Origin of the sequence: Acinetobacter sp. Ver3 (genome assembly GCF_000632455.1) — a bacterium.
Taxonomy (GTDB): Bacteria; Pseudomonadota; Gammaproteobacteria; order Pseudomonadales; family Moraxellaceae; genus Acinetobacter.
The window spans coordinates 18402-41189 of record NZ_JFYL01000023.1; the positions used below are offsets into that span (position 1 = coordinate 18402).

The 22788-nt window shown below is 38.8% G+C and carries 20 protein-coding genes, 3 tRNA genes and 1 pseudogene; 13 read left to right on the forward strand and 11 right to left on the reverse strand.

The window, feature by feature from the left end:
• The first annotated feature begins 155 nt into the window (after window positions 1-155).
• From CL42_RS08050 to CL42_RS08065, 4 genes are all read left to right on the forward strand, one after another.
• On the forward strand, window positions 156-647 hold the full coding sequence (locus CL42_RS08050) for a chorismate--pyruvate lyase family protein (protein ID WP_035267005.1): 492 nt from the start codon (window positions 156-158) through the stop codon (window positions 645-647).
• A gap of 10 nt (window positions 648-657) precedes the next feature.
• Window positions 658-1536 carry a 4-hydroxybenzoate octaprenyltransferase gene (ubiA, locus tag CL42_RS08055; protein ID WP_035267008.1) on the forward strand — a complete coding sequence of 293 codons (879 nt, stop codon included), beginning with the start codon at window positions 658-660 and terminating at the stop codon, window positions 1534-1536.
• Between the two features lie 108 nt (window positions 1537-1644).
• Window positions 1645-2868 (forward strand): alpha/beta hydrolase family protein, encoded by a 1224-nt coding sequence (locus CL42_RS08060; RefSeq protein WP_035267011.1) that lies wholly within the window; start codon window positions 1645-1647, stop codon window positions 2866-2868.
• A gap of 112 nt (window positions 2869-2980) precedes the next feature.
• A complete protein-coding gene (locus tag CL42_RS08065) occupies window positions 2981-3211 on the forward strand; it encodes a hypothetical protein (RefSeq protein WP_051586562.1) in 231 nt (76 codons plus the stop codon).
• Here CL42_RS08065 and CL42_RS08070 read toward each other — a convergent pair whose 3' ends face one another.
• From CL42_RS08070 to CL42_RS08100, 6 genes are all read right to left on the reverse strand, one after another.
• Entirely contained in the window at window positions 3212-3664 is a 453-nt protein-coding gene (locus CL42_RS08070; RefSeq protein ID WP_035267051.1) for a DUF2726 domain-containing protein, read from the reverse strand.
• A gap of 65 nt (window positions 3665-3729) precedes the next feature.
• Window positions 3730-3805, reverse strand: a tRNA-Asn gene (locus tag CL42_RS08075).
• A gap of 505 nt (window positions 3806-4310) precedes the next feature.
• A tRNA-Asn gene (locus CL42_RS08085) sits at window positions 4311-4386 on the reverse strand.
• 6 nt (window positions 4387-4392) lie between these two features.
• Window positions 4393-4468, reverse strand: a tRNA-Asn gene (locus CL42_RS08090).
• A gap of 153 nt (window positions 4469-4621) precedes the next feature.
• On the reverse strand, window positions 4622-5248 hold the full coding sequence (locus tag CL42_RS08095) for a superoxide dismutase (protein WP_035267016.1): 627 nt from the start codon (window positions 5246-5248) through the stop codon (window positions 4622-4624).
• Window positions 5249-5409: 161 nt separating this feature from the next.
• A complete protein-coding gene (locus CL42_RS08100; RefSeq protein WP_035267018.1) occupies window positions 5410-6168 on the reverse strand; it encodes a Nif3-like dinuclear metal center hexameric protein in 759 nt (252 codons plus the stop codon).
• Between the two features lie 168 nt (window positions 6169-6336).
• Here CL42_RS08100 and CL42_RS08105 point away from each other — a divergent pair, with 168 nt between their 5' ends.
• The gene (locus CL42_RS08105) at window positions 6337-7524 is read left to right on the forward strand and encodes a trypsin-like peptidase domain-containing protein (protein WP_035267020.1); all 1188 of its coding nucleotides are present in this window, start codon (window positions 6337-6339) and stop codon (window positions 7522-7524) included.
• A gap of 240 nt (window positions 7525-7764) precedes the next feature.
• On the opposite strand, the pseudogene CL42_RS08110 reads toward CL42_RS08105, so the two are convergent.
• Window positions 7765-8768: pseudogene (locus tag CL42_RS08110) on the reverse strand (Tim44 domain-containing protein).
• A 131-nt stretch (window positions 8769-8899) separates the two neighbouring features.
• Complete coding sequence (radA, locus tag CL42_RS08115; RefSeq protein ID WP_035267023.1) at window positions 8900-10288, reverse strand: DNA repair protein RadA; 1389 nt, start codon at window positions 10286-10288, stop codon at window positions 8900-8902.
• Window positions 10289-10474: 186 nt separating this feature from the next.
• On the opposite strand from radA, the gene CL42_RS08120 reads away from it, so the two are divergent.
• Window positions 10475-10873, forward strand: a complete 399-nt coding sequence (locus CL42_RS08120; protein WP_035267025.1) for a hypothetical protein — start codon at window positions 10475-10477, stop codon at window positions 10871-10873.
• 58 nt (window positions 10874-10931) lie between these two features.
• Here CL42_RS08120 and CL42_RS08125 read toward each other — a convergent pair whose 3' ends face one another.
• Window positions 10932-12290, reverse strand: coding sequence for an alanine/glycine:cation symporter family protein (locus CL42_RS08125; RefSeq protein ID WP_035267028.1), 1359 nt, complete (start codon window positions 12288-12290; stop codon window positions 10932-10934).
• A 322-nt stretch (window positions 12291-12612) separates the two neighbouring features.
• Here CL42_RS08125 and CL42_RS08130 point away from each other — a divergent pair, with 322 nt between their 5' ends.
• From CL42_RS08130 to CL42_RS08150, 5 genes are all read left to right on the forward strand, one after another.
• Complete coding sequence (locus tag CL42_RS08130) at window positions 12613-14010, forward strand: amino acid permease (protein ID WP_035267030.1); 1398 nt, start codon at window positions 12613-12615, stop codon at window positions 14008-14010.
• Between the two features lie 150 nt (window positions 14011-14160).
• The gene (gene lptM, locus CL42_RS08135; RefSeq protein ID WP_035267033.1) at window positions 14161-14355 is read left to right on the forward strand and encodes an LPS translocon maturation chaperone LptM; all 195 of its coding nucleotides are present in this window, start codon (window positions 14161-14163) and stop codon (window positions 14353-14355) included.
• A gap of 46 nt (window positions 14356-14401) precedes the next feature.
• Entirely contained in the window at window positions 14402-15646 is a 1245-nt protein-coding gene (lysA, locus tag CL42_RS08140; protein WP_035267036.1) for a diaminopimelate decarboxylase, read from the forward strand.
• A gap of 11 nt (window positions 15647-15657) precedes the next feature.
• On the forward strand, window positions 15658-16500 hold the full coding sequence (dapF, locus tag CL42_RS08145; protein WP_035267038.1) for a diaminopimelate epimerase: 843 nt from the start codon (window positions 15658-15660) through the stop codon (window positions 16498-16500).
• 112 nt (window positions 16501-16612) lie between these two features.
• The gene (locus tag CL42_RS08150; RefSeq protein WP_035267040.1) at window positions 16613-17530 is read left to right on the forward strand and encodes a tyrosine recombinase XerC; all 918 of its coding nucleotides are present in this window, start codon (window positions 16613-16615) and stop codon (window positions 17528-17530) included.
• A gap of 60 nt (window positions 17531-17590) precedes the next feature.
• Here the strand turns inward: CL42_RS08150 and CL42_RS08155 are convergent, their stop codons facing one another.
• Window positions 17591-19261 (reverse strand): amidase, encoded by a 1671-nt coding sequence (locus CL42_RS08155; RefSeq protein ID WP_035267042.1) that lies wholly within the window; start codon window positions 19259-19261, stop codon window positions 17591-17593.
• Between the two features lie 336 nt (window positions 19262-19597).
• Here CL42_RS08155 and CL42_RS08160 point away from each other — a divergent pair, with 336 nt between their 5' ends.
• On the forward strand, window positions 19598-19972 hold the full coding sequence (locus CL42_RS08160; RefSeq protein ID WP_035267044.1) for a hypothetical protein: 375 nt from the start codon (window positions 19598-19600) through the stop codon (window positions 19970-19972).
• A 210-nt stretch (window positions 19973-20182) separates the two neighbouring features.
• The gene (gene mtlD / locus CL42_RS08165) at window positions 20183-22330 is read left to right on the forward strand and encodes a bifunctional mannitol-1-phosphate dehydrogenase/phosphatase (protein WP_035267046.1); all 2148 of its coding nucleotides are present in this window, start codon (window positions 20183-20185) and stop codon (window positions 22328-22330) included.
• A gap of 86 nt (window positions 22331-22416) precedes the next feature.
• Here mtlD and CL42_RS08170 read toward each other — a convergent pair.
• A partial coding sequence (locus CL42_RS08170) for an Lrp/AsnC family transcriptional regulator (RefSeq protein WP_035267048.1) occupies window positions 22417-22788 on the reverse strand: 372 nt, incomplete at its 5' end.

Genomic DNA, 22788 nt, shown 5'->3' on the forward strand with positions numbered 1-22788 from the left:
ATGAAGTTGTTTACGAATGAATGTTTATAGCATTTTTTTTGGGGGGTGCAGTATGAAATGTGTGAGTGTGATGCCTTAAACTAAACCATAGGTTTGGTGCATTAGTTCTAAAGCTTGGGTACACTTGAGAGTATAAAATAATGGTAGTCTGAAATATGCTTGAAAGCCGTCAATTTAATCATCAGGAAAAATTAATGTGTCCTGAGTTAAAAAAATGGTTGTACGCCTCAGGCTCACTTACCCAACAACTGACAGATTTAGCTGATGGAACATTCAAAGTTCAACGAATCCAAGAACGATTTCAACGTTTAAATTTTCATGATGCCAGCTGGATGGGTGTATCACATCAGCATACTTCTTGGGTTAGAGAGACTCATTTATTTGGTTCTGAGTGTGAACCGTGGGTAAAAGCGAAATCTATTTTCCCAATTACCAGCCTTCAAAAAAAAGCACGTCTCTTTCAACATATTGGAAATCAGCCCATAGGTCGATTCCTATTCCAACGCACAGAACCGCAATGCCAACGTCGCGTGATATTACTTGAGGATGGATGGACTAGACAGAGCTGTTATACTTGGCATGGCTGTAAATTTATTGTCCAAGAAACATTTTTACCAGCATTTGAACGTTTTATAAAAACTCATTGAGCTAGACTTTATGGCAACCGCACAAGCAATCACCTGGCGCGAGCGTTTAAGCGCTTATTACTATTTATGTCGTTTCGATAAGCCAATTGGTACTGAGTTAGTCCTGTGGCCCACCTTATGGGCGCTGTGGATTGCAGCTGGTGGAATACCTGATTTAGTGACACTGCTTGCCATTGTATGTGGCACTATTTTTATGCGTGCAGCGGGATGTGCCATTAATGATTTTGCTGATCGTAAAGTGGATGCACACGTAGAAAGAACCAAAAATCGTCCATTAGCCACAGGTGTGATTTCGGCAAAAGAAGCAGTTTGGGTGTTTATCGCACTGGTTGCTGCAAGTGCTTGTACATTGTTTTTCCTGCCTATTGAAACTTTTTATTGTGCCTTAATTGGGCTGGTACTTGCTTTCATCTATCCATTTATGAAGCGCTATACGCATTTACCTCAAGTGGTACTGGGGATGGCATTCTCATGGGGTATACCGATGTCATTTACTGCAATGGGGAAGCCTTTGGATTGGACGTGTTGGCTACTTTATTTCGGTAATTTGGCTTGGACTGTAGCTTATGATACTCAATATGCAATTACGGATCGCGAATATGATTTAAAGATTGGGGTTAAGTCGACGGCCATTTTGTTTGGAAAAAATGATATTAAAATTATCAGTTTATTGCAGGCGATGAGTGTTATTTTAATTGGTACTGCACTATGGCTTGAACACATACTTGTCCCTTATGGATTAATCGCATTAGTGCTCGTGGTAGGTGATTTCATCTATCAATGGACCAAAACACGTGATAAAGATCCGCAATGGTGCTTCTGGGCATTTAGACATAACCGATGGGTAGGGGTGATGATCTTTATGGGTATTTTTATTGCGTTCATATAAACTGAATATTAAGTACAAATAAAGTTATTAAGCATCCTAGTCGGATGCTTTTTTTTATGTTTAATTAAAAGTACTCATGGAGAGTGATAATAATGAAGGGAAAGAATTATGAAGTATGTGATTAAAAAAACGGTTATCGCAATGTGCTGTACGGCAGCATTACTCTTAACGGCTTGTAATAGTGATGATGATAAAAATATTTTTCAAGAAAAAGTGTTTATTGCTGAGAAAGCTTATCAAAAAGATAGTCTAGAGCAAGCTTCCAAAATCCAGATTATGACTTATTTAATGCCGAATGTTCTGGGTCAGAAAACTGAGGCTACAGCAATGGTCATGTTTCCTAAAACTGCTCAGCCAGCAGCAGGATGGCCAGTGGTGGTATGGGCACATGGAACAACTGGTGTTGGAGACGAATGTGCACCAAGCAATAATGTACTTAATTCAAATTTTGAAATTTTAGCGAACAGTCTTCTTAAAGAAGGTTATGTCATTGTAGCACCTGATTATGAAGGTTTGGGAGTTAAAGGGATTCATCCTTATCTTCATCTATCTAGTGCTGCACAATCTGCGATTCATGCAATAAAGTCAGTTCACCAAGCATATCCATCACAATTAAATAAATCTTGGATGTCTGTCGGCCAATCCCAAGGTGGTCATGCATCATTAGGAATTGCACAATATGCCAATAATGATCCGTATTACAAAGGGGCTGTAGCGACTGCTCCAGCATCAAGTTTGGGTTACATTATTACCCAAGTCGCACCAAATGCCATTTCAGCGATAGAAAGTCAAAATAGAGATTTGGCAATCGCTATTTATTCAGAGCTATTAGCTTATGCTGCTTATACAGGTGTCGGGATTAAAGCATATGAACCTAGATTTTCATTAGCAACGATATTCCAATCTAGGTCTCAAGCTGTGGCAGAGAAAGCTGAGGGGTCGACTGGTGAAAATGGCCTATGCTTGATGCCATTAATTGATGAGTTTAGTAAAGATATTAAGACTTATTTGGAATCAAATTCAACACAAAAAGTAATGGACTATCCTGGGTTAAAGGTTGGCTTTGAAAATGATCCAGTGGTGAGTAGTTTTTTAAGTAATAATCAGCCTGGAACTCAAAAACTCATGAAACCGGTTTATGTGGTTCAAGGTGAAAATGACACCGCTGTCCCATATCAAGTAACACAACAATTAGTAAATCAGTTAAATGGATTGGGGACTCAACCTCCAGTTGTATTAGATATTGTGGCAGGAGCATCGCATACACAAGCGATTGTTGAGAAAAATGATGAGGTTGTTGATTTTATTAAATCGTATTTATCGGTGCGCTAAACGTGACTATGTCAGCTAGGGTGTTGCATCCTAGTTGACCCTTAAAGCTAAAGTTTTTTCTATGACTTTATTCTGTTATATTGCCTCGGACTCAATGACTCAGGTTTTGTCGATGACTTCATCAAAAAAGAAATTCACCACTAAATTTATTTTATTGGCAAGTCTAGGCCCCCTTATCCCGTTGCTTATCATTGCGATTGCTTTTTTTGCAGTAAAGAGTGATGCAAAGAACAAAGCAGAGTACGATCGTTTACGTGCAGAACAAGCCGCGCGAATTGAAGCTAGAGAAAAACAAGAGCAACTTGAGCAGAATGCTTCGTCTGTAGCAGAGCCTTTGAACTAATTATTTTTTAGCAAGAATGTCTTTTTTGAGACTTTGAACACTTGGGATATCGTTATAGCGAAATACTCGATATCCTGCTTCATAAAACATTTGATCGCGTTCAGCATCTTCTTGTTCCTTACCAAGATGACTTGGATCATCGAGTTCGATAATGGCGACAACTTTAAGCTGATCATCCAGTAAGACAAAATCAGTCACTTTTCGATTGAATTTAGCTCGAATCTTTAGACTAGGGTTTGTGATTAAAGCACTAAAAGCGACTTGAGCAAGCACATGGTATTGCGGAAAACTCTCTTTTAATCTAAAAAACATTTTACTTTCAAATGCGGTAATAATGCGTTTGGGGTAAAAGCGTTGTGGCTTTTTAAATAATTGTTGAAAGATAATGGTGAGCAGGGCAAGGGTTGCAATAACACCAATAATTAAGAAAGTAATTTGACTGGATTGAAACACAGGAATTCGTAAATAAAAGCACATATAAGAAAAAACCCACTCGATTGAGTGGGTTTTTAGAATCTTGGCTCTCCAACCTGGGCTCGAACCAGGGACCTGCGGATTAACAGTCCGTCGCTCTACCGACTGAGCTATTGGAGAATCTGGTACGCATTCTATGAGTCAAATGAAGAGAGGTCAAGCCTTAACATTGAAAAATATTAGAAATATGAATCAACTGATTTAAATTTAATCTAAGTGAAACGATCTATAGCTTTTTTAATAAATGGACATACTCTGCTTTGCTTTTCAGTGGGTTCGCTTTACGACATAAACTCATGAGTTCCATCATGGTCTGTTGTGATGATTCCACATTTAACTCATTTTGAATTTTTTTGATTAGGAGTGCGTGCTCAGAGGATAATTCCGAAGTACAGTGATACAAACGTTCATACATAAGTGTAGGGGCTACTTTATTATGTTCAGATTTCTGAGTGCATTGAAATATAAAAATGAGACTGCCAACAAGTAGAGACCAGAAAATCAGTGATTTAAGCCAAGGTGTATTCATTTTTAGACTTTTTTATAAAATTAGAATAATTCTATAGCAAATCAAAAATTTAGGCATAAAAAAACCCAAGTCATTATGCTTGGGTTTTTAGAATCTTGGCTCTCCCACCTGGGCTCGAACCAGGGACCTGCGGATTAACAGTCCGTCGCTCTACCGACTGAGCTATGGGAGATTAGATTGGCTCTCCAACCTGGGCTCGAACCAGGGACCTGCGGATTAACAGTCCGTCGCTCTACCGACTGAGCTATTGGAGAATCTGATGCGCATTTTAGGGTTGAAATTACTAGTCGTCAACCAATTATTGTAAAGAAATGAATAGTTTGATTTATTAATACTCAAATTGATGTAAATAATAAAAAAACCATCCTAAAAGGATGGTTTTTTAAACCTAATAAGACGGTTAAATCTTATTTTTCTACGCCAGCTTCTTGACCAGCATATTTCGCATTAGCGTAATCCCAGTTCACTAAGCTTTCTAAGAAAGTAGAAATATACTTAGGACGAGCGTTGCGGAAGTCGATGTAGTAAGCATGTTCCCAAACATCGATCGTTAATACAGCTACTTTACCATGAGCAAGTGGAGTATCAGCATTTGAAGTTTTCATGATAGAAAGTTTACCATTTACTTCATCAGCAACTAACCAAGCCCAACCTGAACCGAATTGAGTTGTAGCAGCAGCAGCAAATTCTTCAGCAAATTTTTCGTAAGAACCGAAAGCTTCGTCAATTTTAGCAGCTAAAGCACCAGTCGCTTTACCACCACCGTTTTTAGCCATACAATTCCAGTAGAATGTGTGGTTCCAAACTTGTGCTGCGTTGTTGAAGATACCTGCTTTAGAAGCATCACCAACAGAAGCTTTGATGATTTCTTCAAGCGTTTTACCTTCAAGATCAGTACCTGCAATAAGGTTGTTTAGATTAACAACGTAAGTATTGTGGTGTTTGTCGTGGTGGTATTCTAAAGTTTCTTTGCTGATGTGTGGAGCAAGATCTTCGTAACCGTACGGAAGAGCTGGTAAAGTAATCGTTGTCATGTTTTAAGTTCCTTGCATTGTGCTGGGTTTTACATCGAAGTGCACTTATTGTAATAGATTCTCACCATATTTTGCGCATTACTTATAAATAAGAATACAGAATAAAGCGTGAATTAATACGTATAAGCTCACTCCAATTTAAAACGCGTGGTTAAATCAATTTAAATAGGATTATTGAGTTCAACGTAATGATATTCAAGACCAAATTGTTCACAAATTGCTTGACCTAGTCGTTGAACACCATAACGTTCAGTCGCATGATGTCCACATGCGTAATAATGCACATCTAATTCTACAGCTTGATAAAAGGTACGCTCACTGACTTCACCTGAAATATAAGCATCGCAATTTTGTTCGGCAGCTTTAGTGATAAAGTCTTGAGCACCGCCAGTACAAAATCCAACTTTTTGAATACATGGTTTATCAGCCATCAAATGTATCGGATCATAATTAAGTTGTTGTGACACAAAAGCTTTGAACTCATCTGGTGTCATTGCATTTTTTAAATAGCCGATATTTCCAATGGGATGACGTTCATTCGGATCAAGTGCTTCAAGTTGATCAAGATGAAGTAAATCTGCTATCGCTGCATTATTTCCCAAGCTAGGGTGGCTATCTAGAGGTAAATGATAAGCTAATAATGAAATATCATGTTGAATGAGTGATTTAATTCGTTTGCCACGCATTCCTGTAATCGGAGATGGCTCACCTTTCCAAAAATAGCCATGGTGAACCAATAAAACATCAGCTTGCAGCTCGATTGCAGCATCAATGGCTGATTGAGAAGCCGATACAGCACAAACAATTCGCTTTACTTCTGTTTTGCCTTCGATTTGCAGACCATTAGGAGCGTAATCTTTAAATTCATTGGCTTTTAGGGTCTGATCACACCATTGGATAATGTCGTTTAGCTTTACCATAATGTTCTTAAGTCTGTGAAAATATAAAGATCAAAGCATATTTTTAATATTAACTAAAGCCGAACAAAACTATTTTCACAATTTTAGGTATATAAATTTTTTTGATTACAATATGCTGTCATAAATACTTTTCTCATCAATAAATTAAAATTCTCAGAGGATATTAAAGTGCGCCGGTCCTTTACATGGTTACCATGGGTGTTACTCATCATTGTAATTATTAGTTTTGTCACGTGGCAAAAGCTAAATCAACCAAAGCCTCAAATAGCAGCTGATGGTTATAAAATGCCGGCTGAAAAAGTAGAACCTTTAGTGGATACGACACGTTCTGGGGGAGTGGTTTCATACAATGCTGCGGTAAAGGTTGCAGCACCTGCAGTCGTCAATATTTTTACAACACAAACTGTTAAAAAAATTGATCATCCGATTCTAAATGATCCTGTTTTTAGAGAATTTTTTGGTGGTCAATTACCAGAACGTTTTGGACAAGGACCAAATGAAAATAGTTTGGGTTCAGGGGTGATTGTTCGACCTGATGGTTATATTCTGACTAATAATCATGTGATTGCACAGGCTGATCAGATTATTGTGGCGTTGTATGATGGTCGTCGAGCAGAAGCCAAAGTGATTGGAACAGATCCTGACACTGATTTAGCAGTCATTAAAATCGAAATGGACAAACTACCAGTGCTTCCTTTCAAACTGAGTGGAAACGAGGTTGGAGATGTTGTACTCGCAATTGGTAATCCATTTGGCGTGGGGCAAACAGTCACGCAAGGGATCATATCTGCGACAGAACGTTCGGGATTGGGTATAAATTTCTATGAAGATTTTATTCAAACCGATGCTGCTATTAATCCAGGAAATTCTGGAGGAGCACTCATTGATGTTGCGGGTAATTTGATTGGGATTAATACCGCAATATTCTCGCAATCGGGTGGGTCTTTAGGAATTGGTTTTGCTATTCCTGCTAAAGTCTGTCAGCAAGTTCTGAATTCAATATTAAAAGAAGGCAGAGTGATTCGTGGGTGGCTAGGTATTGGTTTGGCGAATCCAACGCAACTCGATGTATTACAACCTCGTGAGAAGGGGGTAATTGTGAGCAGCGTCTATGAGTCTGGTCCTGCAGATAAAGCTAAGATTAAAGTCGGTGATCGGATCATGAAAGTAAATGATCAGGAGATCAATAATCCATCACAATTGATTAATTATGTTGCAATGCAATCACCGAATACCTCTGCAAAAATTGAGATTTTACGTGAAGGTAAGAGTATCAATACGGAAGTGGTTATTGGTGAACGACCAGCTGAAACCAGCGATCGTAATAGCCAGTATATTCCATTACCTCGTCGTTAAATTAACAAGCCCCAGTAATGGGGCTTTTTTATAATTCTTAGATTCTATATTGTTTCAAACCTTTGAATGGATCTGAATAAATCTGCTACTTAGTTAGTGATTTAAATGCGGTCATGCATTCCTAAGTGACGGTGAGATAGGGTTTTAATACATGCAGAATTGAATTCACTCAACAGTGATTAAACAGTATACGAAACAAAAAAAAAGCCAGTGGTTCACTGGCTTTTTAAGAGAATAAAATTAGCTTTCCTGTTGAATGCCCGCAACCAACCAATCTTGACTAGAACCCGCTGGTTTAACGAAATGCCAGACTTCAGCAAACGGTTGTGGAAGGCTGTTTAAGTCTTCACTTACCGTACCCGTGAAACGAACGCTAACAACGTATTGACCATTTTCAGTCGCAGAATCAACAACCATAGCATTCAGATTTGAAAACTCAGCTACGTCTTGATCTTGGTTAGCCATGATATCGTTATACATCGATTGATAAAGATCAGGCGTCAAATAACGTTGAATCTCAGCAATATTACTTGCCGTATTCATCGATTGAATATGGTTGAAGCGTTGGCGTGCAATGCGTAAGAAAGCAGCTGGTTCAGTTCCGTCAGGTAGCTGACTTCCACTAGACATTGTTGCTGCACCAAAAGGAGCTTGTGGTGCTTGACCAAATGGCGCTTGAGATGCAGCTGTACCACCGCCCACAGATTGACCAAAAATATTGGTATTGTCATTAGACACTGAAGGGCGAGGTGCAGCAGTTTGACCAAACGGTGCAGATTGAGGACCTGAACTGTTTGGTGCATATGGGTTGTTAGCCGCTAATTTTTTTTTGCTCCGAATTTACGGAAGATGAAGAACGCAGCAGCAGCAATAATCAACAACCAAACCCAACTTGGGATACCACCTTCTTCCTCAGGTTGTGCAGCAACTTCTGCTTGACTCGCTGGAACAGTATCATCATCTGCTAAAGCATTTGCTGCGACTGCACCAATTGCAGCACCAGCAACACCAGCAGCGACCATACCACCAACACCAGGACCAGACTTTTGAGGTGCAGTCGCTGGAGCAGCAGGTTGTTGGGCAGGAGTAGCTTGACGTGGTTGCTGATATGATTGGGTTGGAGCAGCAGAACGGCTCATACCATGGCTTTTACCACCACCAGCACGTTTTGCTTCTGCAAAAGGCGCTACCATGAGTGTCGCCATTAAAATACCCGCAACTAAACTACGCTGTCGAACTTCCATCTAAAATTCCTATTTTAAAAAGTTAATTTCACACTGTATTTATGCAGTCTTTTAGCTTAAATTTCAACTTAAACCTCAATTTTTTTCAGTATTCATACACAGTGTTTAGTTAAATAAATTGATCAGCTGAATTAATGTTCATCCGCTAAGCTCATCGCTTCAGTTAAAGCTTCATGTAGACGGGCAACGGCGATAATGCGAACACCAGGAATATCCTTTTGTGGTGCATTCGCTCTAGGGACTATAATATATTTAAACCCGTGCTTAATCGCTTCCTTTAAACGTTCCTGCCCGTTAGGTACGGGACGAATCTCTCCCGATAAACCCACTTCGCCAAATACAGCCAATTGCTGAGGGAGCGCTTTTGCTCTCAAACTTGAAGCACAAGCCAATAAGACGGCGAGATCTGAACCTGTTTCAGTAATTTTTAAGCCACCAACAACATTCACATATACGTCTTGACCAGAAGTTTGAACACCACCATGTCGGTGCATGACGGCGAGTAGCATATTCAAACGGTTTTGCTCAAGACCCAATGCAACACGGCGAGGTTGACCATGCGCGTCATCTACTAGGGCTTGCACTTCAACTAAGAGTGGACGTGTGCCTTCTCGACTAATCATGACGATAGAACCAGGAATCGCTTCATCATATCGGCTAAGAAAGATGGCTGAGGGATTGGCAACCTCTCTAAGCCCTTTATCGGTCATCCCAAAAACACCGAGTTCATTGACTGCACCAAAACGATTTTTAACAGCTCGAATCATTCGATAACGTGAATCAGATTGACCTTCAAAATAAAGTACGCAATCGACCATGTGTTCTAAAACACGAGGGCCAGCTAAAGCACCTTCTTTGGTCACATGACCCACAATAAATAATGCTGTTCCGCTGTTCTTCGCAAAACGTGTTAGAAGGGCTGCAGATTCTCGAATTTGAGAAACGCCGCCTGGCGCAGACTGTAAAGTTTCAGTGTATAAAGTTTGAATCGAGTCTAAGATCGCGACAGCAGGTCGTTCATGCGCTAATACTTCGCAAATACGCTCTACGCACGTCTCAGCCATCACTTTTAATTGATCAGTTGGGAGGTCCAAACGATTGGCACGTAATGCAACTTGAGATAAAGATTCCTCACCAGTGACATATAGGGCGGAACTTTTCGCGGCAGCCATATGGGTTGCCGTCTGCAAAAGAATTGTTGATTTACCAATACCAGGGTCACCACCGATCAGTACAACTGAACCAGTAACAAGCCCTCCGCCTAAAACGCGATCAAATTCTCCAATCCCTGTTGCTAAACGTGTTTCGTGAGAAACTGAAACTTGATTCAATGTAGTGATTGATGCTGCTTGACCAGCATAACCACCTGCAATTTTTGGATTTGCACGATGCGTAATCGCAGGGGCAATGGTGACTTCAACTAAACTGTTCCATTCTCCGCATTCTGAGCATTGACCTGCCCATTTAGGATGATCTGCGCCACATTGTTCACAGCGATATACACTTTTTGCTTTAGCCATAACTTAATATAGGTTTTTTGAATTTCTATATGCTGAGCATACTGAGTAAAGGTCACGAAAACAAAAAATATTGATCAAATTTTAAAACAATAAGACAAGTCATGACGTGTGCTTTAACGAGATATTAAATTAAAGCAATCATGAATTGATTTATACTCATATCAAGAATCGACTGAGTTATTTGATATGCGTTTGTACGCCCAACATATTGATGCCATCGCACGCGAAATACAGCGTGATGTGCTGTTTATTCATTTTGAGAATTACACGGATGATCAGAATGAGGAAGAAAGTATTCGAGATCATGTGATTACATGGCTTGAACAACATGAAATTGAATTTAAGCCATGTCTAGGTTTGTCTGGTGAGGATGAAATTGACAGCTATCTGGGTGACCTATATCTAGATATTCCTTTTGATGAGCAAAATAAGCAGTATCAGCTGGTTAAAAATTATCTTGAAGATGAACAAGGCAATATGAAAATTGAACATGTTCTATTTTTTGTATTGAGCTTGGAGGTAGCAGAAGAAATTGCAAAGGATCAAGAGGAAAAACAAAATTTGAACGATCAGAAATTTTCGTGAAAAGATAAAAAAGCCTCATCAATGAGGCTTTTATATTGGTTTGATTCTATTAATTTGTTTAATAAAGCTCACCAGATTTTCGTCGTTCAATAAAATCTTTAGATTCTTTTGCAATAACTCCAGAAAGTAACAATAAGGCAATTAAGTTTGGTGCTGCCATTAAACCATTGAAGGTGTCTGCGAAAAGCCAAACTAAATCAAGTGTGACGACACAGCCTACAAATACCGAAGCAATATAAATGAGACGATAAATAAATACTGACTTTTCACCCAGTAAATAGGTGCAACATTTTTCACCGTAATAACTCCAACCTAAAATAGTTGAATAAGCAAAAAAGATGATTCCGAACGTAACAACCCAGCCCCCAAATCCTGGTAGTAATTTGTCAAAAACACTAATGGTCAAAACAGCCCCAGTTTGATCACCAAATGTTTGTCCTGCCATGATGAAACCCATAACAAGAACAATACCCGTAATTGAGCACACAATAATCGTATCAATGAATGTACCTGTCATTGAAACTAGGCCTTGACGGGCAGGGTGATCAGTTTTTGCTGCTGCCGCTGCAATGGGCGCTGAACCCATACCTGCTTCGTTTGAGAATACACCACGGGCAACACCGTAACGAATCGCCGCACCAATCGCACCACCTGCTGCCGCTTCACCTGTGAATGCATAGGTAAAAATCATTTTTAAAGCAGGAACAACTAATTCAAGGTTATTGAAAATAATAATTAGCCCGCCAATGACATAGCCTAGGGCCATGACTGGAACAATAATTGAGGATGCTTTGGAAATAGACTTAATGCCGCCTAAAATCACCAATGCAGAGAAAATTGTAATAATGATGGCAGTGGTGAGCGTGCTTATACCCAAACTATTTTCTACTGCTAGTGCCACTGTGTTTGATTGAACTGAGCTACCAATACCAAAGGATGCTAATGTACCAAATAATGCGAAGAGGACTGCGAGCCACTTCCATTTCGCGCCAAGTCCTCGTTCAATGTAGTACATTGGACCACCAGACATTTCTCCTTTTTCATTTTTTACACGGTATTTGACCGCCAAAACACCTTCACCATATTTGGTTGCCATGCCAAAAAATGCAGTCATCCACATCCAGAAGACAGCACCTGGACCACCCAGCACACAAGCTGTCGCTACCCCTGCGATGTTACCTGTACCAATCGTGGCTGAAAGTGCAGTCATGAGTGAGGCAAATTGTGAGATATCTCCCGAGTCTTTTTTATCTGGGTGTTTCCCGAACACTTGTTTAAATGCCAATGGAAGCATCCTGAATTGCCAAAAAAGTAGACGGAATGTTAAGAAAACACCTGTCCCAACAATCAGCACCAGCATATAAGGTCCCCAGACTAAGCCGCTGAGTGTTTCCATGATTGATTGTATTTCTTGCATAAATTACCTTCTTATTTTCCTGATTGTTTTTTACATGCATGATCAAGCAAGGGATATGCCATACTTTTGCGCGATCAAACACATCATTCCTTTTGATTATTTTTTGCACTTATATTTTTTACATATAACAACAAGATTTTCAATATTTTACTCAAAATAAGATAAATAAATATGATGAATAATTGATCACTCTAGTGATATATAAGAAAAATGAATTAATACTTTAAACTAATTAGAAAATATTGATCGTGCTAATTTTCTTATTGAAATATGATTTTTTTCAGTTAAGTTGTGCCGATTAATATATTTGGTGAATTTGAAAATGTCAGATCAAAATATAAATTCGCCTCAGCAAAATGGTGAATTACAACGAAGTCTATCCAATCGACATTTGCAGTTAATTGCAATTGGAGGCGCAATTGGAACAGGTTTGTTCATGGGCTCTGGGAAAACAATTAGCCTAGCTGGTCCTTCAATTCTTGTAATTTACATGATCATCGGTTTCATGGTTTTTTTAGTGATGCGAGCACTAGGCGAATTGTTGCTTTCAAATTTGCAATATAAGTCGTTTATTGATTTCGCCACGGATTTAATTGGCCCATGGGCAGGTTACTTTGTGGGCTGGACCTACTGGCTGTGTTGGATCACCATCGGTATTGCAGATTTATCGGCGATCATTTATTACCTTCAGTTCTTCAATAATGGGATGCCTTTTAGCCCTGAAGAAGGGGTAATGATTAGCATCGCTGCAATCGTATTTATCATGGGATTGAATCTTGTTACGGTGAAACTGTTTGGCGAATTAGAATTCTGGTTTGCTTTAATCAAGATTATCGCAATTGTAGTTCTAATTGGCGTTGGTTTTTGGATGATATTTACAGGTTTCACTTCTACTTCAGGTGAAATCGCAGCATTCAGCAATATTTGGTCACACGGTGGGATTTTCCCAACTGGTGCAATCGGTTTCTTGGCAGGTTTCCAAATCGCAATTTTTGCTTTTGTGGGTGTAGAACTGGTGGGTACAACCGCAGCTGAAACTAAAGATCCTGAAACAAACTTGCCGAAAGCTGTCAACTCGATTCCTATTCGAATCATTATTTTCTATGTTTTGTCGTTGCTGGTGGTGATGTCGGTTACACCATGGAATAAGATTGATCCGAATATTTCCCCATTTGTAAACTTGTTTAGTCAAGCAGGTATTGCAGCCGCTGCTATTATTATGAATTTGGTTGTATTGTCTTCAGTGATGTCATCGATGAACAGTGGCGTATTCTCAACCAGCCGCATGCTGTTTGGCTTGTCGCGCGAGACTCAAGCTCCTGAAGCTTTTGGAACACTAAATAAGCGAGCTGTACCAGCGAATGCCTTGTATTTCTCAGCAGTATGTTTGTTACTAGGGGCAGCACTGCAATACTTCGTACCGAATACGGTGGAAGCATTTACTTTAGCGACAACACTTTCCACCATTTTATTTATTTGTGTGTGGTTAATGATTATTTGGAGTTATGTGGTGTATTACAAAACACGCCCAGAACTTCATGCCAAATCGACATTTAAACTACCAGGTGGATTGGTGACATGTGCGATTGTTGCTATATTCTTTATTGGCATGATTGGAGTATTGGCTTTAGAAGATGATACTCGCCGTGCATTGATGGTGAGCCCGATTTGGTTTGTTATTCTGATCATTGGTTATTTTGGTTTTTATAAGAAAAAATAAAAACTTATAAATGATTTGCAATTTAGGTCAAAAGAAACGTCAGTAATTACTGGCGTTTTTTTATTTCTGTTATTAATCTGTTGCGTTAAATACTTTGGTGAATTAGATGATCAAGGTATACTTCTATAAATTTTACTGATAGGTGTGGGTATGCGTATTTTGATCGGAGTTATCAGTGCAGCCGTTGTTTCAATCTTGGCTGGATGTGGTCAGACTGGTGCATTACAACTACCCAGTGATCCAAACTATGACAAGCGAGCACAATATTTAATTTATAAAAACAGTGATCGCCCAAGTCAGGATCAAGCTGAACCTAAAGCAGATGCTGTACCTACTCAAGATTAATATTCATTTATTTTTTTCTCCAGCGCAATTTAGAAAGGATACATCCATGAGTTTCCCTCGCATTCAAGGGGTTTTGCACGCAGAACAATGTTCATTGGATCAACTTGCTCAGCAATTTGGTACACCACTTTATGTTTATTCAAAAGCAACTTTTGAAAAACATTATTTGGATATGGATCGTGCTTTTAACTTTATCGATCACCAAATTTGTTTTGCAGTGAAGTCAAACTCAAATATCGCTGTTCTAAATGTGTTGGCGAAAATTGGTTGCGGTTTTGATATCGTGACTGGTGGTGAATTAGCACGTGTTTTACGCGCAGGTGGTGACGCTTCTAAAATTGTCTTCTCTGGTTTGGGCAAGTCTGAAGCTGACATTCGTCAAGCATTAGAAGTGGGTATTGCTTGTTTTAATGTGGAATCATATGCAGAGCTTGACCGTATTCAAAAAGTTGCAGCAGAACTTAACGTAAAAGCTCCAATTTCACTTCGGGTAAATCCAGATGTTGATGCCAAAACACATCCATATATCTCGACTGGTCTTAAAGAAAATAAATTTGGTATTCCTTCTGATTCGGTATATGAAACTTATCAGTATGCAGCAAGTTTAAGTCACTTAGATATCGTAGGAATTGATTGTCACATTGGTTCACAATTGACTGAAACTCAACCTTTTGTTGATGCACTTGATCGTGTCATGAACATGATTGAAGCATTGAAAAAATTAGGGATCAACCTCAAACATATTGATATTGGTGGTGGTCTTGGTGTGACTTATAAAGATGAAGTTCCACCGACAGTTGAAGAATATGCAAATGCTTTACGTCCTGCATTAGAAAAACTTGGTCTTAAAGTGTATATGGAGCCAGGTCGTAGTATTTCGGCGAATGCTGGCGTATTGCTGACGAAAGTTGATCTTTTAAAACCTACCAATCATCGCAATTTTGCAATTGTTGATGCAGCAATGAATGACTTGATTCGTCCTTCTTTGTACGAAGCTTGGATGGATATCCAAGAGGTTAATCAAAATTCGAAAACTGAGAAAAAAGTTTGGGATGTGGTTGGTGCGATCTGTGAAACAGGTGACTTCCTTGGTAAAGAGCGTGAACTTGCGATTCAAGCGAACGATCATTTGGCCGTTTTAGGTGCAGGTGCTTATGGTTTTGTGATGAGTTCAAATTACAACAGCCGAGGTCGTGCAGCAGAGGTGATGGTTGACGGTGATCAAGCACACTTAATTCGTCAACGTGAAACGATTGAGTCTCTGTGGGAACGTGAGTCCTTATTGCCTTAAGGAGACAATAGATGTTGCTAGAATTTACTAAAATGCATGGTCTGGGTAATGACTTCATGGTGGTTGATTTAATCAGTCAACGTGCTTATTTAGATCCTGTCATGATTCGCCGTTTGGCTGACCGTAATTTTGGCATCGGTTTTGATCAGTTATTAATTGTTGAAACACCAGATCATCCGAACGTTGATTTCAAATATCGCATTTTTAATGCGGATGGTTCTGAGGTTGAGCAATGCGGCAATGGCGTTCGTTGTTTTGCCAAATTTGTTCATGATCGTCATTTAACCAATAAAACTAAATTCAAAGTGCAAACAAAGGCGGGGATCGTCGAGCCTGAGTTGGGTGCGAATGGATGGGTGCGTGTGAACATGGGGTATCCGAAGTTCTTACCGAACCAAATCCCATTTCTAGCAGAAGCGCCTGCTGCTTTATATGATTTAGCTTTAGCGGACAATGAGACGATCAGCATTGATGTGGTTAATATGGGAAATCCGCATGCAGTGACCATTGTGCCAGACGTGTTAACTGCTGATGTTGCTAAAATAGGCCCTCAAGTGGAATCTCACGAACGTTTTCCTGAGCGTGTAAATGCTGGATTTATGCAGATCGTTGATGAAAAACATGCTCGATTACGAGTTTTTGAACGTGGTGTGGGAGAAACATTAGCTTGTGGTACAGGTGCATGTGCTGCTGCTGTCTCAGGTATGCGCCGTGGTTTATTGTCTAGCAATGTGGAAATCGAACTTGCCGGCGGTAAATTGCTGATTGAATGGAAAGAGGGAGATGTGGTGTGGATGACTGGTCCAACTGCAACGGTTTATGAAGGTCGTTTGGATCTACGTTATTTTCAATAAAACTTATTTCCTGACTAAAAAGCCCTGAAATTCAGGGCTTTTTACTTTATGATTTGTTGGAATGCCCACGAGTATTGATGATTAGACATCGATTCAATAGAGAGAAAGCCAAATGCAATATGGCGCAATGCAATTGCTGTCAATGTGGTTGAAAGAGAGAAAGATTCAAAATCAATCTGAGCATACGCTTGAGGCGTATTTCCGTGATGTGTCTGGTTTTATTGACTTTTGTTATGAAAAGAAAATTGAATTAAATCAGGTTGAAGCATCTGATTTACGAGAATATATGGCTTATAAGGTTGAACAACATCAACTCAATAGTGCAAGCTTACAACGTCATTTAACAGCCATTCGTCAATTCATGAAATGGGCTGTGGAAGGGAAATATCTATCGAATAATCCCATTCATGATTTTAAGTTAAAAAGACAGCCAAGGCCTTTGCCGGGTATGGTTGATGTCGAAACGATTCAGCAAATTTTGGATCAACCTGCACCTGAATCCTCTCAAGATCATCTCTTGTGGTTAAGAGATAAAGCTATTTTAGAGTTGCTTTATTCAAGTGGTTTACGATTAGCTGAAGTTCAAGGATTGAATATTCGAGATATCGATTTTACACGACAATTACTTCGAATTACAGGTAAGGGAAATAAAACTCGGGTTGTTCCTTTTGGTTTAAAAGCGAAAACAAGTTTAATTGAATGGCTCAAAGTCCATCGTATCTGGTGTGGAGACATTGAATTGGATTCCCCAGTTTTTATGACCAAAAAAGGGAGTCGATTGACGAATCGACAGATTGAAAATCGAGTCAAATTGCAAGCACAAAGAGCGGGTGTTAATGTGGATTTACATCCTCACTTACTGCGACACTGTTTTGCTAGTCATCTGCTCTCAAACAGTGGTGATTTACGAGCAGTTCAAGAAATGCTAGGTCATAGTAATCTATCTACGACACAAATTTATACTCAGTTAGATTTTGATCGTTTGGCTCAAGTCTATGATAAAGCTCACCCTAGAGCCCAAAAATCTTAATCCTCAGTATTAAGTATATTGAATATACTTAATACTGTACTGAATGATAAAGTTATCTGTTTAAAGTGCTGGTGTGTGTATAGGTATCATACGTGCGGGATTCACTTTTTGGAATGCGACTGCGATTTCAAATAAAGTCGGCTCATCAAATTCACGAGCAATAAACTCGATGTTAACATTCATAGGATAACTACTGCGACTTGAGTTCACTGATTTAGCAGGCATAGATAATGCAGGAAAACCACTAAACGGACTTAGGCGATTATTGGTACCTGTGGTCGGGCTACTTCCTAAATTGCCAGCAAACCCAGTAATAGAAGGGTAGGCTAAAGCGTCGTATTGTACGCCTTTACGAGTACCATCTAGTTCAACATTATTTAAAGCGCTATTCATGCGTAAGCGCACGAAAGGACTTCTTTCAGTGGTGTTGCGCTCATAATTCTCAATATATGATGCACTTGTTGGATCAGAATTATAGCCGCTGAAGTTACGGATCATTAGTCCACTAGCGAGTAAATCTTCATACGATTGGTAAATACTTCTTGTGGTCTTTAAATACTCTGTAAGTGATATTTTAAATTCAGCACTTGAAAGACTCGAATAACGTGTCAAAATTGTATTTAGATCGCTTATTGTAACTATTTCTACAGTCGCTCCTGCCTCTTCAAGTTTAGTAATTGCGTTATCCATTGCTTCTTTAACGAGATTGTAGTCTTCTTTCTGTTGAGTGGTTGAACCTTCGGAAGGGTAAAGTGCTTGTACTATACCAATACGCTTTCCTACAAGACTTACAGTGTCATGAGGAACGTAGCTATTCGGTTGATTAATCAATTCGCGGTAAGCAGACTCTGATTTTAGAAGAGGAGAAGTACGTGAAAATTCACTACGTTGATTTGAACTTAATGAGCTATCGAATCCGATCATTGCATCCATTAATTTTGCACAGTCAATAGCTTGTCTACACATTGGTCCAGCAGTATCTTGAGTTGGTGCCAGTGGAATAATTCCATCTTGACTCAAAAGACGTAAAGATGGTCGTAAACCGACAAGACCCTGTACTGATGAAGGCACACGAATTGATCCTCCCGTATCAGTTCCTATTCCCACCATTGCAAAACTTGCAGATATGGCAGCGCCAGTTCCTGATGATGAACCACCTGGGCCTTTACTTAAGTCATACACATTTTTAGTTTGATCACCTAGAGTTGATTTTCCACCAAAGCCGAAAGCGAACTCATCAAGATTGGCTTTTCCTAAAATGATTCCGCCATTTTCTTTAATATTTTTTATGATATAGGCATCATCATTTGGAAAATTATCTTTTAATGCTACAGAACCTGCTGTGTTCGCCATATCTACAGCATCAATATTGTCTTTAGCGAGTACAGTGACACAGTGAAGAGGTCCTGAAAGTTTTGAATTCTTTGCAAATTGTTGGTCGAGCATTTCTGCTTCTTTAAGTGCATTTGGATTTAAAGAAATAATGCTATTGAGCTCTGGACCTTGTCGATCGTAAGCTGATATACGATTTAAATAACCTTGCACAACATCAACACAAGATGAACCTTTGCTTAAAATCGAGTTATGCAAATCAGTAATGGTTGCATCTACAGGATTAAATGGGACAGGAGGCGGCGTGTTAGAATTATTTGTGCTACTTTCATTGTCACCACAGGCTGTTAAGAAAGTTGCTATCGTCACAACAAGCAGAGTTTTTTTAAATGTGATCATGTGCATTCCCCAGATTAAGTTCAAACTGGTTAAGCAATGAATGTGCCACTCTAAAAATGAATGAAATTTACAGTTTTATGCTCCAGAAAATAGCTAATAACCATTGATATAAATAAAATGCGTTAATTTAATGCGAATAAAATTATTTGAAAAATAATGTATTGTTGGGATGGAGCTTTTGAAAGCTGCGCGTTTAAAAATAATTTTCCCTTAAACTTTAGCTTAAATTTTTAGAATTGATTTTTTTTAATACTATTTTTAAGGTATAACTTTAATAGATGGATTTAAGTTGTATATAAATTAAAAAATATTTTGCAGGAATGATTAGGTCAAGCCATGATTGACAATATTGATCAAAAGTATCAGCAACTCTCTTCAGCACAAAAAGACATTTTTGCAGGCTATGGTTTACGTCAGGTGAAACATTTTGTGGAAATCAATCTCCCGACGATAGAAGCTGCTCTACCCAACAATGCCTATGTGCAGGGTATTAATACTGAAGGAAAAATCCAAGCGATTGATCCAGTAGCATCTAAGACTTATCTGTGGATTTCTGATCAGCAATGGCAAGAAAGACCTATTGCAGATCAAGGAGTTGATTTGAAAGAAGACTTTATTGAAGTTTGGAAAATTTTTGAACTAGAACAATATCCTATTATTGAATTGAGTCACGTCCATCGTGATTACTTGGCAGCGCTCAATCAAGTTTGAAAAAAATCATTTAAAAAACAGGGCTAATAATTTTAGTTCTGTTACTTTGTAGAAAATTAAATTTACCTGTTTCCAACAACTCAATACATAAAGATAAAAATATTGATTAAATAACAATCAATTTTGTTTCATATATTTATTCTGCCTATTCGATTCAGTCAAATTCTTTACACTTGTCTAGTAATTTTGAATTTTTTTGGAGAGGGGTAAATGATTAAATTTCATGAAAATAATATCCATGCCGCCATTTTTGATATGGATGGCACAATGTTTGATACGGAGCGACTTCGTTTTCAAACGTTGAAGCAAGCATCATTAGAGCTCATTGGAGTCGAATTTACAGACGCTTATTTATTATCTTGTTTGGGTCTGAGTGCTCGTAGTGCCGAAAAACTAGTAAATCAGCAATATGGTCAAGAAGTGCCGTATGCGGAAATTAGAAAGCGAGCAGATCAGCTAGAACTTGAGCATGTAAGAAAATACGGAGTGCCGATTAAATTTGGACTCATGCAAGTTCTTGAACGTTTAAGAAAGTCCAATCTGAAAATGGCAGTAGCAACTTCGAGTCGACGTGAAATAGCTGAAGAGTATTTAATCAATGCCAATGTATATAAGTTTTTCGACATTATCGTATGCGGCGATGAGGTTGATAATGGAAAACCACACCCAGAAATTTTCTTAAAAGCTGCTGAGCAACTGAACATTGATCCAACTTTATGTTTAATGTTTGAAGACTCAGAAAATGGAGTGATGTCGGCGTTTGAAGCGGGTGGATTAACAGTATTACTTCAAGATATCAAAGAACCTAATTCAACCATGCTCGAAAAAGCGAATTTCTTTTACGAAAGCATGCATGATTTTCTGGAAGATTTGAATCAATTTACACCAAAATTAAAAATGCCTGCTCTATTTGACCCTTTTCCTCAGACTTTAAATCAGCATGTCGTGGGGATACATGGTTTTGGGGCAATAGGTGGTGGCTATATTGCCCAAGTATTGTCTCATTGGGATGGATATACTCGACCAAAACAAATCTATGCTTCAACGCGGAATTCACTCTATAGAAATAGTGTGAATACTTTTGGTGGTTACAGTATTCGTTATGGGCAACACTCTCATGACGAGCGAATAGACAATATAACCGTCATAGATGCATCAAATATTGAAATGATGCAGCACATGTATATTGAATCAAGTTTAATTGCACTGTGTTTACCTGAAAAGGCAATCGAGCAAGAGGCTAAAACCATTGCTCAAGGGTTGTATGCGCGTTATATCCATTTTGAAGAACAGTTGAATCCTCTAACAGTTTTAATTGTTTTGAACAAAGTAGGTGCAAAATCGTTAATTGAACAACAGATTTGTAGTGCTTTGCATGAAATTACGGATGCGAAGACGGTCAATATCATCATGTCGCAGCACTATTTTTGCGATACAGTAGTCAATCGAATGGTAGCGAAAATTACAGATCAAAAATTATTTAGACAGTTAAAAATCAAATACAACATTTTTAGACATGTGCAGGATGAGCATGATTTAGACGTGACGGATGTGGATGAAGGGACGCGTTTAAATGCTGAACAAGAACAATTGGCTACTCAGTATATTGACGATCTATACGAAAAATTCAAATCGGCGCATATTCTACAGAATCTAGAATTAATCTTATTTCATGCCGAAACAGATATGCCGCTTTATGCGGAAAATAATAGTCCTTTATTGGAAAAAATGCGCCAAATGATTCTGGTTGAAGAGATTGAAGAGATACAGTTAATCAAAAATCGCATGTGGAATGGTGTGCATGCAATGACAGCATGGGCTGCAAGTTTTCGACAATATGAAACGATCGGGATTGCACTGTCTGATGAGCAAATTTCTAAATTTATGTTGGCAGTACTCCATGAGGTTAAAGTTGGATTAAAGGATCTACTACCACATCGAAAAGAAAATTTAGAATTGTTGGCGAAGAGTTTTATCGACTCTTGTGAGACGGCTTATAAAGACCCATGTGATCGAGTGGCACGAGACCCATATCGTAAGTTAGGTTTTGGTGAGCGGGTACTATCTTCATTGGCATACAATTTTCAACGTGGTAAGCCTTATCAGGAAATTTTCAAAGGGCTTGTATTGGGTTATGCATACGTTATATTGAAGGAAAATCAACGACTTGAAGGTGTGATTCGGCATTTTGCTCAGCAACTTAGTCAAACTGAATTGGAACTTGAGGATCAATTGTATTTACAGGAAGAGCTGAAACGAAGACTCAAAATTTGTGATCCTAAATTGAGTGAATCAGTGGATCAGCATGTACTTTTAGAAAAAATTTTGAATGAAAAAATCGAGGTTGAAAAAACTTAAAGCATTGAACATTTAACTTTTTAACTTGATCAAAATGGATAATCGGTCCGATCTAAAAAGTCAGTCGGATCGATTGCTTTGTGGTGTCAAATTGATTGCAGGGGCAGTTGATAGCTTTGTTTAATGATTTGACTGGGTAAATCCGTTTTCACACTGGTAATCCCATTTTTTTTGGTTAAGTGTTCTGACTGAAATTTACGATAGTTCTCCAAATCAGGTACGACAACTTTTAACATCGCATCACATTCGCCCAAAATAATATAGCACTCCATGACTTGAGGGAGTTCTTTCATCGCCTCAATAAAAGTATCGATGGTTTCAGCGTCTTGTCCCACCAACCAAATACGCGAAAATAGAATAAGTTGTAATCCGATTTTTTGAGGATCAACAATGGTTGTGTATTGCTGGATGACTCCAGCATCTTCGAGAATTTTTACGCGTCTTAAACAAGAGGATGG